At 57.4% G+C, this 17,988-nt stretch carries 15 protein-coding genes and 1 pseudogene; all 16 read right to left on the reverse strand.

What is annotated here, in order from left to right:
- Positions 1-419 (reverse strand): tRNA lysidine(34) synthetase TilS (gene tilS / locus GHO42_RS14565; protein ID WP_153384159.1); only part of this gene is annotated, 419 nt, incomplete at its 3' end.
- Between the two features lie 130 nt (positions 420-549).
- Positions 550-1,497 (reverse strand): acetyl-CoA carboxylase carboxyltransferase subunit alpha, encoded by a 948-nt coding sequence (locus tag GHO42_RS14570; RefSeq protein ID WP_016781995.1) that lies wholly within the window; start codon positions 1,495-1,497, stop codon positions 550-552.
- A gap of 184 nt (positions 1,498-1,681) precedes the next feature.
- On the reverse strand, positions 1,682-5,203 hold the full coding sequence (gene dnaE, locus GHO42_RS14575) for a DNA polymerase III subunit alpha (RefSeq protein WP_095001318.1): 3,522 nt from the start codon (positions 5,201-5,203) through the stop codon (positions 1,682-1,684).
- A gap of 78 nt (positions 5,204-5,281) precedes the next feature.
- Complete coding sequence (gene rnhB, locus GHO42_RS14580; RefSeq protein WP_095001317.1) at positions 5,282-5,890, reverse strand: ribonuclease HII; 609 nt, start codon at positions 5,888-5,890, stop codon at positions 5,282-5,284.
- Between the two features lie 11 nt (positions 5,891-5,901).
- Entirely contained in the window at positions 5,902-7,032 is a 1,131-nt protein-coding gene (gene lpxB / locus GHO42_RS14585; RefSeq protein WP_133144274.1) for a lipid-A-disaccharide synthase, read from the reverse strand.
- Positions 7,033-7,034: 2 nt separating this feature from the next.
- Positions 7,035-7,811 (reverse strand): acyl-ACP--UDP-N-acetylglucosamine O-acyltransferase, encoded by a 777-nt coding sequence (gene lpxA, locus GHO42_RS14590; RefSeq protein ID WP_095001315.1) that lies wholly within the window; start codon positions 7,809-7,811, stop codon positions 7,035-7,037.
- Positions 7,808-8,248 carry a 3-hydroxyacyl-ACP dehydratase FabZ gene (fabZ, locus tag GHO42_RS14595; protein WP_016781990.1) on the reverse strand — a complete coding sequence of 147 codons (441 nt, stop codon included), beginning with the start codon at positions 8,246-8,248 and terminating at the stop codon, positions 7,808-7,810. The genes lpxA and fabZ overlap by 4 nt, the downstream gene beginning before the upstream one ends.
- A 109-nt stretch (positions 8,249-8,357) precedes the next feature.
- Positions 8,358-9,412: pseudogene (lpxD, locus tag GHO42_RS14600) on the reverse strand (UDP-3-O-(3-hydroxymyristoyl)glucosamine N-acyltransferase).
- Positions 9,413-9,414: 2 nt separating this feature from the next.
- Complete coding sequence (locus GHO42_RS14605; protein ID WP_003440444.1) at positions 9,415-9,918, reverse strand: OmpH family outer membrane protein; 504 nt, start codon at positions 9,916-9,918, stop codon at positions 9,415-9,417.
- 44 nt (positions 9,919-9,962) lie between these two features.
- Positions 9,963-12,323 (reverse strand): outer membrane protein assembly factor BamA, encoded by a 2,361-nt coding sequence (bamA, locus tag GHO42_RS14610; RefSeq protein ID WP_095001313.1) that lies wholly within the window; start codon positions 12,321-12,323, stop codon positions 9,963-9,965.
- Positions 12,324-12,398: 75 nt separating this feature from the next.
- Entirely contained in the window at positions 12,399-13,751 is a 1,353-nt protein-coding gene (gene rseP, locus GHO42_RS14615; RefSeq protein WP_153328075.1) for a sigma E protease regulator RseP, read from the reverse strand.
- A 43-nt stretch (positions 13,752-13,794) separates the two neighbouring features.
- The gene (gene ispC / locus GHO42_RS14620; protein ID WP_095001311.1) at positions 13,795-14,982 is read right to left on the reverse strand and encodes a 1-deoxy-D-xylulose-5-phosphate reductoisomerase; all 1,188 of its coding nucleotides are present in this window, start codon (positions 14,980-14,982) and stop codon (positions 13,795-13,797) included.
- On the reverse strand, positions 14,979-15,785 hold the full coding sequence (locus GHO42_RS14625; protein ID WP_130872020.1) for a phosphatidate cytidylyltransferase: 807 nt from the start codon (positions 15,783-15,785) through the stop codon (positions 14,979-14,981). Before GHO42_RS14625 ends, ispC begins: the two co-directional genes overlap by 4 nt.
- Entirely contained in the window at positions 15,785-16,540 is a 756-nt protein-coding gene (uppS, locus tag GHO42_RS14630; RefSeq protein ID WP_095001309.1) for a polyprenyl diphosphate synthase, read from the reverse strand. The genes GHO42_RS14625 and uppS overlap by 1 nt, the downstream gene beginning before the upstream one ends.
- A 15-nt stretch (positions 16,541-16,555) precedes the next feature.
- Positions 16,556-17,113, reverse strand: coding sequence for a ribosome recycling factor (frr, locus tag GHO42_RS14635; protein WP_016781983.1), 558 nt, complete (start codon positions 17,111-17,113; stop codon positions 16,556-16,558).
- Positions 17,110-17,853 (reverse strand): UMP kinase, encoded by a 744-nt coding sequence (gene pyrH, locus GHO42_RS14640; RefSeq protein WP_003440426.1) that lies wholly within the window; start codon positions 17,851-17,853, stop codon positions 17,110-17,112. Before pyrH ends, frr begins: the two co-directional genes overlap by 4 nt.
- Positions 17,854-17,988 lie beyond the last annotated feature (135 nt).

The raw sequence follows: 17,988 nt of genomic DNA on the forward strand, positions 1-17,988 counted from the left end.
CTGACCCCCGCCCCGCGCAACAGGCGAAACAACAGGGTTTCAGCCTGGTCATCGCGATGCTGCCCGAGCAGCAGCACCTCCCCGGCACCGCTGATCGCCGCAAACGCCTGATAGCGCGCATCCCGCGCTGCACGCTCGACACTTGCGCCCGCCTGCACCTGCACGGCAATCACCTGCAAGGGCACTCCAAGCCCCTTACACAGTGCCTGACAATGGGCTGGCCACGCATCGGCCGCCGCCTGTAGGCCATGATGCACATGGACAGCGGTGATAGGCGGTAATGAGTGGGTTTTACGTAATTGAACGAGAAGGTGCAGCAGAACAGTGGAATCGAGTCCGCCGGAGAGCGCGACGTGCCAGGCCTTGGCGTTGCGCCAGGGGCCGAGGGCTTGCAGAAGTAGAGTTGACATGTCAGCCATTAAAAGCCCCTCACCCTAGCCCTCTCCCGGAGGGAGAGGGGACTGACCGCACGCGGTAGCGAGAACACCACCAATCAGCTCCCTCTCCCTCCGGGAGAGGGTTGGGGTGAGGGCCGGTTTTAATCAGGTATCAGAGACCGTAGCTCATCAAACGATCATAACGACGTTTGAGCAGGGCTTCGTGATCCAGCTTCTTGAGCATGTCGAGCTGGGAAATCAGATCGGCACGAATGCTCGCAGAAGCCGCAGCCGGGTCACGGTGCGCGCCGCCCAATGGCTCGCCAATCACCTTGTCGACGATGCCCAGGCCTTTCAGACGTTCTGCAGTGATACCCATGGCTTCAGCTGCGTCCGGCGCTTTTTCGGCGGTTTTCCACAGAATCGAGGCGCAACCTTCCGGCGAGATCACCGCGTAGGTCGAGTACTGCAGCATGTTCAACTGGTCGCACACGCCAATGGCCAATGCACCGCCCGAACCGCCTTCGCCGATAACGGTGGCGATGATAGGGGTTTTCAGGCGCGACATGACGCGCAGGTTCCAGGCAATGGCTTCGCTCTGGTTGCGCTCTTCGGCGTCGATACCCGGGTAAGCACCCGGCGTGTCGATAAAGGTCAGGATCGGCATCTTGAAGCGCTCGGCCATTTCCATCAGACGGCAGGCCTTGCGGTAGCCTTCAGGGCGCGGCATACCGAAGTTGCGTCGTACCTTTTCACGCACTTCACGGCCTTTCTGATGACCAATCACCATCACTGGCTGATCGTCCAGACGGGCAATACCGCCAACAATGGCAGCGTCATCGGCAAAGTGGCGGTCGCCATGCAGCTCATCGAACTCGGTGAAGATGTGATCGATGTAGTCCAGCGTGTAGGGACGACGCGGGTGACGGGCCAAACGGGCAATCTGCCAGCTGGTCAGCTTGCCGAAAATATCTTCAGTCAGCGTTTTGCTTTTGTCTTGCAGACGAGAGATTTCATCACTGATATTCAGCGAATTGTCATTACCAACCAAGCGCAACTCTTCGATTTTGGCTTGCAGGTCAGCAATCGGCTGTTCGAAATCAAGAAAATTCGGGTTCATAAGCATCCGTCTTGGGTCGGCGGCAAAGCATGCCAGAGGGTCTGAAACCCAGCAATTGCTGGCGTTTCTAACCGAGCTGGGGCAGCCGGTTGATCTGTATCGCGCCTACCTTAAGGGACAGGCGCTCTCAGGTCGAGATTAAAAATTCAGGTCGAGGTCAGGGCGCAGCTATGGCCCCTGACCGTCAACGGTATTGGAGGAAGACGTTGTCTCGCCCGAACTGGTCACGCAGGGCTTGAATCAAGCTGTCTGCCGGATCGATCCGCCAGGTCTCGCCAAACTGCAACATGGCCTTGGCCTCTTCGCCCGTGTACTCCATGGTGACAGGGCAGGCTCCGCGATGTTTTTTCAGCAACTCGCCCAGATTACGCAACTGATCACCCTTGAGCGCGTCCCGGTTCACTTTCAGGCGCAAGCTCTCGGCCAGACTGGTGCGTGCATCTTCCATGCTCATCACCCGTTTGACCCGCAGGCGCAGGCCACCGGAGAAGTCGTCATTGCTGACTTCACCTTCGACCACCACCATCGCATCAGTCTGCAACAGCGACTGCGCCGAATGAAACGCCTCGGCAAACAACGACGCTTCAATGCGCGCCGAACGGTCATCGAGAGTGATAAAGCCCATCTTGTCGCCTTTTTTGTTCTTCATCACCCGCAACGCGATAATCATCCCGGCAACGGTCTGGGTATCACGGGCTGGCTTGAGATCAATAATGCGCTGGCGGGCAAAGCGGCGGATCTCGCCCTCGTACTCGTCAATCGGATGGCCGGTCAGGTACAGGCCCAGAGTGTCCTTCTCGCCTTTGAGTCGCTCCTTGAGCGTCAGTTCCCTGGCCTTGCGGTGGTGGGCATAGACGTCCGCATCAGCCTCGACAAACAACCCGCCAAACAGGTCGGCGTGCCCGCTGTCATGGGTGCGCGCAGTTTGTTCGGCTGCCTTGATCGCTTCTTCCAGCGCCGACAGCAACACCGCACGGTTCTGGTCGATGTTGGCTTGCCAGGCCTTGGGCTCGTCATGGAAAAACGGCCCCAGGCGGTCAAGGGCACCGCTGCGGATCAGGCCATCAAGAGTACGCTTGTTGATACGTTTGAGGTCAACCCGGGCGCAGAAATCGAACAAATCCTTGAACGGGCCGTCCTGACGCGCCTCGGTAATGGCCTCGACAGGCCCCTCGCCCACCCCCTTGATCGCCCCCAGGCCATAAATGATCCGGCCTTCATCGTTCACCGTGAACTTGAACTCCGAGGCATTCACATCCGGCGCATCGAGACGCAGCTTCATGCTGCGAATCTCTTCGATCAGGATCACCACCTTGTCGGTGTTGTGCATATCCGCCGACAGTACCGCGGCCATAAATGGCGCCGGGTAGTGGGTTTTCAGCCAGGCGGTCTGGTACGACACCAGGCCGTAGGCAGCGGAGTGGGACTTGTTGAAACCGTAACCGGCAAATTTTTCCACCAGGTCGAAAATGTTACCGGCCAGGTCAGCGTCAATATTGTTATTGGCGCAACCTTCAATAAAGCCACCGCGCTGCTTGGCCATTTCTTCGGGTTTTTTCTTGCCCATGGCCCGACGCAGCATGTCAGCGCCGCCGAGGGTATAACCGGCCATGACCTGGGCAATCTGCATCACCTGTTCCTGATACAGAATGATGCCGTAAGTGGGTGCCAATACCGGCTTGAGGCCTTCGTACTGGTAATCGGAGTGCGGGTACGCCAGTTCGGCGCGACCGTGCTTACGGTTGATAAAGTCATCAACCATGCCTGACTGCAGCGGCCCTGGACGGAACAGGGCCACCAGTGCGATCAAGTCTTCCAGGCAGTCGGGCTTGAGCTTTTTGATCAGCTCTTTCATACCGCGCGACTCGAGCTGGAACACCGCGGTGGTTTCGGCCTTTTGCAGCAACTGGTAGGTCGGCTTGTCGTCCAGCGGGATAAAGGCGATATCCAGCGGCGGCTCGTCGACCTTGGCGCGATCGCGGTTGATGGTTTTCAACGCCCAGTCGATCACTGTCAGGGTCCGCAGACCGAGGAAGTCGAACTTCACCAGGCCAGCAGACTCAACGTCATCCTTGTCGAACTGGGTAACCAGACCACCACCCTCTTCGTCGCAGTAAATCGGCGAGAAGTCAGTCAGTTTGGTCGGTGCGATCACCACACCACCGGCGTGCTTGCCGACGTTACGTACAACGCCTTCAAGCTTGCGGGCCATTTCCCAGATTTCGGCCGCTTCTTCATCAACCTTGATAAAGTCGCGCAGGATTTCTTCCTGCTCGAAGGCTTTTTCCAGGGTCATACCGACTTCAAACGGAATCATCTTCGACAGACGATCCGCCAGGCCGTAGGACTTGCCCTGCACCCGCGCCACGTCACGGATTACCGCCTTGGCGGCCATCGAACCGAAAGTGATGATCTGGCTTACCGCGTTGCGTCCGTATTTTTCGGCCACATACTCGATTACCCGGTCGCGACCATCCATGCAGAAGTCGACGTCGAAGTCGGGCATCGATACCCGTTCCGGGTTAAGGAATCGTTCGAACAGGAGGTCGTATTCCAGCGGATCAAGGTCGGTGATCTTCTGTACATAGGCCACCAGCGAGCCGGCACCCGACCCCCGGCCCGGTCCTACCGGTACGCCATTGCTCTTGGCCCACTGAATAAAGTCCATCACGATCAGGAAGTAACCCGGGAACCCCATCTGGATGATGATATCCAGTTCGAAATTCAGCCGGTCGACATACACCTGACGCTTGGTGTCGTAATCCTCGGTGGTGTCTTTGGGCAGCAGAACGCTCAGGCGCTCTTCCAGGCCGTCAAATGACACCTTGCGGAAATATTCATCGATGGTCATGCCATCAGGGATCGGGAAGTTGGGCAAAAAGTGAGTGCCCAGCTTTACTTCGATATTGCAGCGTTTGGCAATTTCAACCGTATTTGCCAAAGCATCAGGCAAGTCACTGAACAGCTCGGCCATTTCCTCGGCGCTTTTCAGATACTGCTGATCGCTGTAATTCTTGGAGCGACGCGGGTCGTCCAGTGCCCGGCCCTCACCAATGCAGACGCGGGTTTCGTGAGCCTCAAAGTCCTGTTGCCTGATAAAGCGCACATCGTTGGTTGCCACCAGCGGCGCGCCGATCTTGTCTGCCAGGGCCACAGCCGCATGCAGATGCTCTTCGTCATTGGGACGCTTGGTACGCTGCACTTCGATATAGAAGCGGTCAGGGAACACCGTCATCCATTCTCGGGCCAGGGTCTCGGCTTCTTCAGTGTTGCCACTGATCAGCGCGACACCGATCTCGCCCTCTTTCGCAGCCGACAGCATGATCAGGCCATCGGCGGCCTCGGCTACCCACTCGCGCTCGATGATGACCTGGCCATTGCGCTGGCCATCGATGTAACCACGGGAGATCAGCTCGGTCAGGTTGCGATAGCCCAACGGGTTCATCGCCAACAGGCTGATACGGCTGAGGGGGTTTTCAGGGTCCTTGTTCGACAGCCACAGGTCTGCACCACTGATCGGCTTGATGCCGCCGCCCATGGCCGCCTTGTAGAACTTGACCAGGGAGCACATGTTGTTCTGATCGGTCACCGCGACAGCGGGCATATTCATGCCGGCCAGAGTTTTGATCAGCGGTTTGATCCGCACCAGGCCATCGACCAGGGAGTATTCAGTGTGCAGGCGCAGGTGAACGAATGAAGCCGGCATGGTGATCCTGTCTATAAGCTTTGAGAAACAACAAGGCCCGGATTGTACCGGGCCTTGGCAAAAACATCAGCCTTATGGCTAAAGGCCTTCAAGGGCCTCGTAAGCACGACGCACCGGACCAAACGAACGGCGATGTATCGGTGTAGGCCCCAGGCGCTCAAGGGCTGCAAGATGAACGGCCGTTGGGTAACCCTTGTGCCCGCCAATGCCATAGCCAGGGTACTGCAGCTCGAATGCAGCCATTTCGCGGTCGCGGCTGACCTTGGCCAGAATCGATGCCGCGGCAATTGCCGGTACCTTGCTATCGCCCTTGACCACGGCCTCGGCTGGCATGGCCAGCTTGGGGCAACGATTACCGTCGATCATGGCCAGTTTCGGGGTAATGCTCAGTCCTTCAACAGCGCGCTGCATGGCCAGCATGGTGGCGTGCAGAATGTTCAGCTCGTCGATTTCTTCGACTTCGGCCCGGGCAATGCACCAGCTCAGTGCTTTTTCACGAATTTCGTCGAAGAGCTTTTCGCGACGGGCTTCAGTGAGCTTTTTCGAATCATTGAGCCCGGCGATAGGCCGATTGGGGTCGAGAATCACGGCGGCCGTTACCACAGCACCGCACAAGGGGCCACGACCCACTTCATCGACACCCGCCACGAGGTCTTCGACCAGATTGAAGTCCAAGCCGATTTGCATGGTTACTTTACTCATTTGGATTGTGCAATCAGGTCCAATACCGCTTTGGCGGCCTGATTGGAAGCGTCGAGACGCAAGGTGCGATGAATTTCGTCAAAGCCGCGGGTCTGCTCTTCACCACCCTCAAGCAAAGGCAGCAAGGTGCGGGCCAGTGCCTCAGGCGTGGCTGCATCCTGCAACAGCTCGGGCACCAGCATGCGCTGGGCCAGCAAGTTGGGCAGCGACACATACGGGCTTTTGACCAGACGCTTGAGAATCCAGAACGTGAGACGCGCAAGACGATAAGCCACCACCATCGGCCGCTTGTACAGCAAGGCTTCAAGAGTGGCCGTGCCCGATGCGATCAAGACCGCATCACAGGCCGCGAGCGCGAGGTGCGACTGGCCGTCGAGCAAGGTCAGCGGCAGGTCGCGCCCCACCAGCAACTGTTCGATCTGCTCACGACGCGCTGCGTTCGCGCAAGGCAACACAAAGCGCACATCAGGGCGAGCTTGGCGGATTATTTGCGCGGCATCGAGAAACAACCCGCCAAGCTTGCCAACTTCACCACCACGACTACCCGGCATCAAGGCGACCAACGGCCCGTCAGGCAGGCCCAACTCGGCGCGCGCACCGGCCTTGTCGGCCTCAAGAGGAATGGTGTCTGCCAGCGAATGCCCGACAAAACGCACGGGCACACCGTGCTCTTCGTAAAAGCGCGCCTCGAATGGCAGCAACGTCAGCATCAAATCGCAACCTTCGCGGATTTTCAGCACGCGCTTCTGCCGCCACGCCCACACGGACGGGCTCACATAATGCACGGTCTTGATCCCGGCACGACGCAATTGAAGTTCGATATTGAGGGTGAAATCGGGGGCGTCGATGCCGATAAACACGTCGGGCTTTTCGGCGATCAGGGTCTGAACCAACAGCTTGCGGCGCTTGAGCAATTCACGCAGGCGACCCAGCACTTCAACCAGGCCCATCACCGACAGACGTTCCATCGGGAAGTAGGAGCTCATGCCCTCTGCTTCCATCAATGGACCACCCACGCCGATAAATTCGATATCAGAATGCTGGGCCTTGAGTGCCCGCATCAACCCCGAACCCAATATGTCGCCCGAGGCCTCACCCGCTACCAGCGCGATACGCAATCTGGCCATGACTAGCGCGTGATGCCGCGAGTGGAAGAGCGAATGGACTCTACAAACATGGCAACTTCCGGGAACTGAGCAGCAGGCTCGGCCAATTCTGCAAGCGCCTGATCAACAGTCAACCCCTGGCGGTAAACCACCTTGTAGGCACGACGCAAGGCATGGATGGCATCGTCACTGAAGCCGCGACGACGCATGCCTTCGAAGTTCATGCTGCGTGCTTCGGCAGGGCTGCCAAACACGGTTACAAATGCAGGAACGTCCTTGCCAATGGCAGTGCCCATGCCCGAAAAGCTGTGCGCACCGATGTGGCAGAACTGATGGACCAGGGTAAAACCGGACAGGATGGCCCAGTCACCCATGTGCACATGGCCTGCCAACGCAGAGTTATTGACCAGGATGCAATGGTTGCCAATAACGCTGTCATGGCCGATATGGGCATAGGCCATTACCAGGTTGTGATCACCCAGCGTGGTTTCAGAGCGGTCCTGAATGGTGCCGCGATGAATGGTGACACCTTCACGAATCACGTTGTGGTCACCGATCACCAGGCGAGTTTCCTCACCCTTGTACTTCAGATCAGGGGTGTCCTCACCTACCGAAGAAAACTGGTAGATGCGATTGTGCTTACCGATCCTGGTTGGGCCCTTGAGAATCACATGCGGCCCAATCACAGTCCCCTCGCCGATTTCCACACCAGCGCCGATGATCGACCAAGGGCCGACCTCGACGTCGTCGGCCAAAATGGCCGTCGGATCGATGATTGCGCGAGGGTCAATCAAACTCATAGTTTGCGTTCCGCACAAATGATTTCAGCCGAGCATACCGGCTTGCCGTCAACCGTTGCCTGGCACTCGAACTTCCAGATGGAACGCTTGCAGCTCAAGAACTTGGCCTCAAGGATCAGTTGATCACCTGGCAGCACAGGCTGACGAAAGCGTAGCTTGTCGGAACCTACGAAGTAATAAAGTGTACCGTCAGCCGGCTTGAGGTCCATCATCTTGAAACCAAGGATGCCGGCTGCCTGAGCCATGGCCTCGATGATCAACACGCCCGGCATGATCGGGTGGGCCGGGAAGTGACCGTTGAAAAAAGGCTCATTGATGCTGACATTCTTGTAGGCACGAATGCGCTTGTTCTCGACATCCAGATCCACCACTCGGTCCACCAGCAGGAACGGGTAACGGTGGGGCAGATATTCGCGAATCTCGTTGATGTCCATCATTTCGTGGGGAAGCCTGTAATAAAGATTGGGCGCGCGCGACTAAGGCGCGCTCCTCTAGCAAATCAAGGAAGCAAACCAATGGCTCTGCACGCTTGATATGGAAATTGTATTAACCTTTTGAAGAAGCTTTACCGCCGGGGGTCACTTACCGACGTGCTTTTCCAGTTGTTTCAATCGCCGGGCGATATCGTCCAGCTGACGAATACGTGCCGCACTTTTGCGCCACTCGGCGGCCGGCTGCATCGCGGTACCGGAAGAGTAGGCGCCAGGCTCGGTAATCGAGTGGGTCACCATTGTCATGCCAGTCAAGAATACATTGTCACAAATTTCAATGTGCCCCACCAAACCGACACCACCTGCCAGCATGCAGTGCTTGCCGATCTTGGTGCTGCCCGAGATCCCGACACATGCGGCCATGGCCGTATGGTCACCGACCTGAACGTTGTGCGCGATCTGGATCTGGTTATCCAGCTTGACCCCATTACCGATTACGGTATCGGCCAGGGCGCCGCGGTCGATGGCCGTGTTGACACCGATTTCGACATCATCACCAATGGTCACACCACCGATTTGCGCGATTTTTTGCCACACGCCTTTTTCGTTGGCAAAACCAAAGCCTTCACCGCCCAGCACTGCGCCCGACTGAATAACCACGCGCTTGCCGATGCGAACATCGTGATAAAGCGTCACGCGTGGAGCCAGCCAGCCGCCTTCACCGATTTCGCAACGCGCCCCGATAAAGCAATGAGGGCCCACCGTGACACCGGCAGCGATGCGCGCACCGCTTTCGATGACGGCAAACGCACCAATGCTCGCCGCAGGGTCAACCACCGCGTCAGCAGCAATCACTGCCGATGGATGAACGCCGGCAGTGGCTTTGGGTTTGGGATCAAACAGATGGGAAATCCGCGCATAAGCCAGGTAAGGATCCGGCACAACCAGGGCATCACCGGGATACTCTTCGGCGTCAGCAGCCTTGAGCAATACAGCTCCGGCCTGGCAGTCGACAAGGAATTTTCGGTACTGGGGGTTGGCCAGAAAGCTCAACTGAGCTGGGCCAGCCTCTTGTAAAGTGGCTAGCCCAGTGATTTCTTTCTCCGCAGAGCCACGCAAGGTGGCCCCGAGGAACTCGGCCAATTGGCCGAGTTTTATAGTCGCAGTCATAATTACTTCAGCTGATTCATGCGCTCGATAACTTGGCGAGTGATGTCGTACTGAGGTTTAACATCAATCACAGCACCACGCTCGAACACCAGGTCAAAGGCGCCTTTTTTGATGACTTCTTCAACAGCGCTGTCCAGTTTCGGCTTCAGCTGTTTCAGCATTTCACGGTCAGCAACGGCTTTGGCTTCGTTCAGTTCCTTGGACTGGAACTGAAAGTCACGGGCCTTTTGCTTGAATTCAAGCTCCAGACGCTCACGCTCGCCCTGCTGCATTTTGTCGCCGCCTTTTACCAGACGGTCCTGAATACCCTTGGCGCTGCTTTCCAGGCTTTTGAGCTTGGTCAGTTGCGGGCCAAATTTCTTCTCGGCATCTACGGCGTAACGCTTGGCGGCGTCCGATTCAAGCAATGCCATCTGATAGTTCAGCACGGCAATTTTCATGTCGGCGAAAGCCGGGCCAGCCACTAGAACCGAAGCCAGGAGAACCAATTGAGTCAACTTACGCACGATGCACTCCTAAAAAATCCGTTGTCTGTATCTGAAGTCAGGCTTTAGAAAGTCTGGCCGAGGGAGAATTGGAACACTTGAGTGTCGGCATCATCCGGTTTCTTGATCGGCATGGCCAAGCTGAAACTCAGCGGGCCAAGCGCAGTCACCCAGGTCACACCCACACCCACAGAGCTGGCCAGGTTGCTGAAGCCGATATCGCAATCCTTGGTATCGCCCTTGCAGTTGGTGTCGAACACGTTACCCACATCCCAGAACACGGAGGTGCGCAGGGAACGCTGGTCTTTGACGAACGGCATAGGGAACAACACTTCCACACCACCCTGGATCAGCACGTTACCACCGAATGGCAGCGGATCCTGGTCCGGGTCGGCGATGGTGCCTACGTTACCGGTTACACCAGCACCACGGCTTGGGGTGCTGCGTGGGCCCAGAGCGCTGTCCTTGAAGCCACGTACCGAGTTGAAGCCACCCGCGTAGTAGTTTTCATAGAACGGCAGGCCTTCGGTGGAACCATAGCCATCACCATAGCCCAACTCGGTGTGCAGGCGCATGGTGTAGGTGTCGGTCAACGGCTGGAACAGCTGGGCACGGTAGTCCAGCTTGTAGAACTGCAGGTCGCTGCCTGGAATGGTGGTTTCAAACACCAGGCTCTGCGAGCTGCCGCGAGTCGGCAATACGCCTTTGTTCAGGGTCGATTCAGACCAGCCGACCGATGCCTTGAAGTTGAGGTACTTGTCGCCTTCACGGTTTACGAAGTCGAAAATCTCGTCAACGGTGTACTGGCCGGTGCTGATTTCATCCTGCTGCACAGTCAGGCCATAGGTCAGGCGCGATGTGTCGCTGATCGGGTAGCCCATGGTGATACCAGCACCCAGGCTGTCCACCGAGTAGTTTGCTACGTCAACGTCGAGGTCTTTGTAGTCGGTAGTGCGGTAGAAAGCGTTGTAACCCAGGCTCACACCATCAGCTGTCCAGTACGGATCGACATAGCTGAAGTTGTAGCGGCTCTGGTATTCGCTGCGGGTCAGGCCAATGCTGACCTTGTTGCCCGTACCCAGGAAGTTGTTCTGGGTAATCGAACCGCCCAGGATCAAACCTGCGCTCTGGGCAAAACCGACGCTGGCGGTAATGGAACCCGACGCCTGCTCTTCTACTGCATAGTTCACGTCAACCTGATCGTCAGTGCCTGGCACTGCCGGAGTCTCGACGTTGACTTCCTTGAAGAAGCCCAGACGCTCAAGGCGGACCTTGGACTGGTCAATCAGGTAAGTCGATGCCCAGCCACCTTCCATCTGGCGCATTTCGCGACGCAGCACTTCGTCAGCCGACTTGGTGTTGCCGCGGTAGTTGATGCGGTTGACGTAAGCACGCTTGCCCGGATCGACCACAAAGGTGATGGCCACGGTGTGATCTTCAGGGTTTGGCTGAGGTACGCCGTTGACGTTGGCGAAGGTATAGCCCTCGTTACCCAGACGACGGGTGATCAGCTCCGAGGTGGTGGTCATCAGCTTGCGCGAGAACACCTGGCCCGGCTGAACCAGCAGCAGCGACTTGATCTGATCTTCCGGAACCTTGAGGTCACCGCTCAGTTTCACTTCGCCAACATTGTATTTTTCGCCTTCATTCACGTTAACGGTGATGTAGACGCTTTTCTTGTCAGGCGTGATCGATACCTGGGTCGAAGCAATATCCATATTGATATAGCCGCGATCGAGGTAGTAGGAGCGCAGACGCTCAAGGTCACCCGACAGTTTTTCACGTGCGTACTTGTCGTCGTTCTTGAAGAACGACAGCCAGTTCGTGGTCTTGAGTTCAAACAGGTCAACCAGGTCGGACTCAGGGAAAACCGTGTTGCCCACCACGTTGATGTGCTGGATCGCGGCAACCGTGCCCTCGTTGATATTGACCTTCAAGGCAACCCGGTTACGCGGCTCGGGCACCACTTCGGTGTCTACCGTCGCCGAGTAGCGGCCCTGGGCAACATACTGGCGTTGCAGTTCGTTGCGCACGCCTTCAAGGGTGGCGCGCTGGAAGATTTCACCTTCGGCCAGGCCCGACTGTTTAAGACCTTTCATAAGGTCATCAGTGGAGATCGCCTTGTTGCCGTCAATGGTGATGCTGGAGACGGAAGGACGTTCGACAACCGTGATAACAAGCACATTGCCATCACGACCCAGTTGGATGTCCTGAAAGAACCCGGTTTTGAACAACGCACGAGTGGATTCCACCAGACGGCGGTCATCCGCTACTTCACCCACGTTCAGAGGCAACGCGCCAAACACACTACCGGCGGAAACCCGCTGGAGGCCGTTGACACGGATATCAGAGATAGTGAAGGACTCGGCGTGAACTTCGGCGATCATCAGTACGGCGAGAACCGCAGTTAGCAGCAGACGTTTCATGAAGTCCTTTCTTATTCCAACTGGCAATAAACAAACTGCCGCAAAATGCGGCAGATTCGCAATTCAGCGAAGCGTTTACAGACGGCCCAGATCGTTGATCAAGGCAAGTAACATCACCCCGACCACCAAGCTGATACCGATCTGCATTCCCCAACCCTGCACCCGATCCGACAAGGGGCGACCACGCACCCACTCGATCAGATAAAACAACAAATGTCCCCCATCCAGTACAGGTATGGGCAACAAATTCAGAACCCCGAGGCTGATACTCAGATAAGCCAGGAAATTCAGGAAATCAGCAACACCCGACTGGGCAGAAGCGCCCGCCACTTTAGCAATGGTTATCGGTCCACTCAAGTTTTTTACCGAGAGCTCGCCGAACAACATTTTCTTGAGTGAGTCGAGCGTCAATATGCTCATGGTCCAGGTGCGTTTGGCCCCCTCCCCGATTGCCGCGAGCGGGCCATAGCTGACTTCACGGATCATCGATGGTGGCCAGTCGACACCTTTGACGCCGGCCCCCAGATAACCGGTTGCCGCCTTGCCTTCGCCACGCGCAGCCAGCGTGACCGGAATCTCTACCGGCACACCGTCGCGCTCGACATGCAAAACAATACGGGCTTGCGGATGTACCCGCACCCAGTCCACGACCTGCTGCCAGTCCTTGACCGGCTGATCGTCGATGGCCAGCAGCTTGTCACCGGTTTTAAGCCCGGCAGCCTGGGCAGGGCCTTTAGGGTCGAGTTCTGCCAGAACGGCTGGCAACTCGGGACGCCATGGGCGAATCCCCAACGACTTGATCGGATCCGGCTCATCAGCGCCCTTGAGCCAGTCTTTCAATACCAACTGACGGGACGTTTCAGCCGTTGTACCCGGCTCACGCACCACCACCTGCAACGAACCGCTTTCGCCCAGACGGCGAACCAGCTGCAGGTTGACGTTTGACCAGCCCGTGGTTTGCTCGCCATCGATGGAGACGATTTCCTGACCGGCAGTCAGCCCGGCCTGAGCCGCCAGGCTGCCGCTTTCCACTGCACCGATGACCGGCCGCACCTGCTGGCTGCCCATCATTGCCAGCACCCAGAAGAACGCCATGGCCAACATGAAGTTGGCAATTGGCCCGGCCGCAACGATGGCAATGCGCTGGCCTACGGTCTTGCGGTTAAACGATTGATCGCGCTGCTCGGCGGGCACTTCGCCTTCGCGCTCATCGAGCATCTTGACGTAGCCACCCAACGGAATGGCAGCAACTACAAACTCGGTGCCCTGGCGGTCATGCCAGCGGAGCAGAGGCGTACCGAAGCCCACGGAGAAGCGCAGAACCTTGACGCCACAACGGCGCGCCACCCAAAAGTGACCGAATTCATGAAAAGTGACCAGCACACCCAATGCCACCAGGGTGCCAACAATCATATAGAGCGCACTCATCTACTTTCTCCGCGATTCTGTCCGGTTCCGGCTCACATCACTTTCAGCCGTTACGACTCAACCACTGTTCAGCCAGCATCCGGGCTTTGCTATCTGCGGCAAATACCGCTTCCAATTCGTCGACGGCCACAACGGGCTCGCTGTTCAATACGTCTTCGATAATACGCGCGATCTGCGGATAACGGATTCGCCCGTCCAAAAAGGCGGCCACGGCAACTTCGTTTGCCGCATTGAGCATCGCTGGCGCGCTATTGCCCGCCATGGCAGCCTCGCGAGCCAGACGCAAACAAGGGAAGCGTTGCTCGTCAGGGCGCTGGAAGTCCAGCCGCGCCACTGCAAACAGGTCCAACGGCGCAACACCCGAGTCAATCCGCTCAGGCCAGGCCAGGGCATTGGCAATCGGCGTACGCATATCGGGGTTGCCCAACTGGGCCAGCACCGAGCCATCCACATAATCGACCAGCGAGTGAATCACGCTTTGCGGATGGATCACCACCTCGACCTGTTCCGGGCGTGCATCAAACAGCCAGCAGGCCTCGATCAGCTCCAGGCCTTTGTTCATCATGCTGGCCGAATCTACCGAAATCTTGCGCCCCATCGACCAATTGGGATGAGCACAGGCTTGATCCGGCGTGACATGCTCAAGCTCTGCCAGCGGCGTCTCACGGAATGGACCACCAGAGGCTGTCAGCAAAATCCGACGAACACCGACATTACCCAGGCCACGGGAAAAGTCCCGGGGCAAGCACTGGAAAATCGCGTTGTGTTCGCTGTCGATGGGCAGCAATACCGAACCGCTGCGACGCACGGCCTGCATAAACAGGTCGCCGGTCATCACCAACGCTTCTTTGTTGGCCAGCAGGATCTTCTTGCCGGCATTGACCGCCGCCAGTGTCGGGCGCAGGCCTGCGGCACCGACAATTGCCGCCATCACCGAATCCACTTCAGGAGCCGACGAAACCTGACACAAGCCCTCCTCACCTACCAATACTTCGGTATTGAGCCCGGCTGCGCGCAAATCCGCCTGTAACTGGCTGGCAGCACGCTCATCCGGCACCACGGCAACCTGCGGCCGGTGCTTGATGCACAAGGCCAGCAGTTCGGCGAGACGGCTGTAGCCTGTCAGGGCAAAGGCCTGATAGCGGTCAGGGTGACGCGCAATAACATCCAGGGTGCTCAGGCCAATGGAACCCGTAGCCCCCAGAACAGTAATCTGTTGTGGACGGCTCATGAAGCCGCCATCCACAGCAATACAGCAAATACCGGGATCGCCGCCGTCAGGCTGTCGATACGATCCAGTACACCACCATGGCCCGGCAGCAGGTTACTGCTGTCTTTGACCCCGGCCTGGCGTTTGAACATGCTTTCCGTGAGGTCGCCCACCACCGAAATCAGGACGATCACAGCAGCGCCCAGCAGTGCAACAAACATCTGCGAAGCGCTCCAGTCACGCACTATACCCACGACCGCGGTGATCAGCAGGCTGAGCAACAGACCGCCAAATACACCTTCCCAGCTTTTGCCCGGGCTGACCTTGGGGGCAAGCTTGCGCTTGCCGAATTTGCGCCCGGAAAAATAGGCACCAATATCTGCGCCCCATACCAGAACCATCACCGCCATGATCAGCCAGTTGCCCAGCGGCATCGCCTTGATCAGGACCAGCCCTTGCCAGGCCGGCAGCAGGATCAACAGACCGATCACCAGCCTGGCCGCCATACTCGACCAGTGCGCAGCCGATTGCGGAAAGGTCAGCACCAGAAAGGTCGCTGTCGCCCACCACAACACCGCCGCGCCCAGCACCCAGGGCGCCAGATCGGGGAATATATGCAGCCCCAACAGCAGCGCGGCCACTACTACAGCAAACAGCACCCGTGCACCTTGCGCCTCAAAGCCGGCAAGACGCGCCCACTCCCAGGCACCCAGGGTCACGACCAGGCCAATAAACAGCGCAAAGCCGCTGCCCTCGAGCAGGAAAAAGCCACACAAGGCAATTGGCAGCAAGATAAGTGCAGTGATGATTCTTTGTTTAAGCATTAAATCCGGGCTCCAGCCTCAACCTGCTCGCTCGTTTTACCGAAGCGGCGCTGGCGAGAAGCGAAATCAGCCAATGCGTGCTGCATGGCCTCGTGTTTGAAGTCCGGCCAGAACAGGTCGGAGAAGTACAACTCGGAATAGGCCAGCTGCCACAGCAAGAAATTACTGATGCGGTGCTCGCCACCGGTGCGGATACACAGATCGGGCAATGGCAGATCACCCGTTACCAGACAGGTTTGCAGCAAACCCGGAGTGATATCCTCCGGCTGCAAGTGCCCTGTCTGGACTTGACGCGCCAACTGCTGCGCGGCCTGCGCGATATCCCACTGGCCACCGTAATTGGCGGCAATCTGCAAGACAAAGCGGCCTTCGCCCACTGTCATTGCTTCCGCTTCACGCATCGCCTTTTGCAAATCGGGATGAAAGCGCGAGCGGTCGCCAATGATCCGCAGGCTGATCTCGTTTTCGTTGAGGCGCTTGGCCTCACGACGCAGCGCCCTGAAAAACAGGTCCATCAAGGCACTGACTTCAGCGGCGGGCCGCTGCCAGTTTTCACTGGAAAACGCGAACAGGGTCAGTACCTCGACCCCGGCCCCGGCACACACTTCAATGACCGCGCGAACTGCATCCACACCCGCTTTATGCCCGGCAACACCTGGCAGAAAGCGTTTTTTTGCCCAGCGATTATTACCGTCCATGATGATCGCGACATGTCGCGGAACAGATGACGGGTCAGCCTGCTTCGTCTTTTCCATAAAACGCCCTGACCCTTATACGGCCATCAGGTCCGCTTCTTTCTGCTTGGTGGCAACTTCAATATCCGCCACGGCCTTGTCGGTCAGCTTCTGGATATCATCAGCAGCACGACGCTCTTCGTCTTCGCTGATTTCCTTTTCCTTGACCAGGTCTTTCAATTGGCTCAAGGCGTCGCGACGGATATTGCGCACGGCAATACGGGCATCTTCAGCTGCATCACGGGCCTGCTTGGCGAAAACCTTGCGGGTTTCTTCAGTCAGGGCCGGCATGGAGATCAGCAGCAACTCACCCAGGTTGGTCGGGTTCAGGTTCAGACCAGCGCTCTGGATGGCCTTGTCGACTGCGCCCAGCATGTTGCGCTCGAACGCCACAACTTGAAGGGTGCGGGAGTCTTTGACGGTGATGTTGGCGACCTGGCTGATCGGAGTATCCGAGCCATAGTAAGGCACCATCACGCTGCCCAGAATGCTCGGGTGAGCCTTGCCGGTACGGATCTGGCCAAATGCATGGGCCAGGGATTCCAGCGACTTCTGCATACGCGTTTGAGCGTCTTTCTTGATTTCGTTGATCATTGTTGACCTTCCTCGATCAGAGTACCTTCAGCGCCGCCATGGACAATATTAAGCAGGGCGCCGGGCTTGTTCATATTAAATACACGCAATGGCATTTTGTGGTCGCGGCACAGACAGATGGCCGTCAGGTCCATAACACCCAGTTTGCGATCCAGTACTTCATCGTAAGTCAGATGATCGAACTTCTCGGCATGCGGGTCTTTGAATGGATCTGCGGTGTACACGCCGTCAACCTTGGTTGCCTTGAGCACGACATCAGCGTCGATTTCAATGGCACGCAAGCATGCTGCCGAATCCGTCGTGAAGAAAGGATTACCGGTGCCTGCAGCGAAAATCACCACATCCTTGGCATTCAGGTGGCGCATGGCCTTGCGACGATCGTAATGATCGGTCACACCAACCATGGAAATGGCCGACATAACGATGGCGGAGATATTCGCACGTTCCAGCGCATCGCGCATGGCCAGGGCGTTCATCACGGTAGCCAGCATGCCCATATGGTCGCCAGTCACACGATCCATACCGGCGGCGCTCAATGCAGCACCACGGAACAGGTTGCCACCACCAATCACCAGTCCTACCTGAACGCCGATGCCGACCAGTTGGCCCACTTCCAGCGCCATGCGGTCGAGCACCTTGGGATCGATCCCGAACTCTTCAGAGCCCATCAGGGCTTCGCCGCTTAGCTTGAGTAGAATGCGTTTATAGCGAGCTTGATAACCACTGCCCTGCTGAGCCATTGCGAATCTCTCCTGCCGCGTTTTATAGATAATCTGTGCGAGGTCATTTTTCAACCCGCGCTTGTTCTAGCTGTGGCACTGCACAGCAGCACCATCGGAACACGATTTTGCAAACCGGTTCCGCCGAGAAGGAAA

The sequence above is a fragment of the Pseudomonas sp. FSL R10-0056 genome, from assembly GCF_009600105.1.
In the GTDB taxonomy this organism is placed as follows: domain Bacteria; phylum Pseudomonadota; class Gammaproteobacteria; order Pseudomonadales; family Pseudomonadaceae; genus Aquipseudomonas; species Aquipseudomonas bubulae.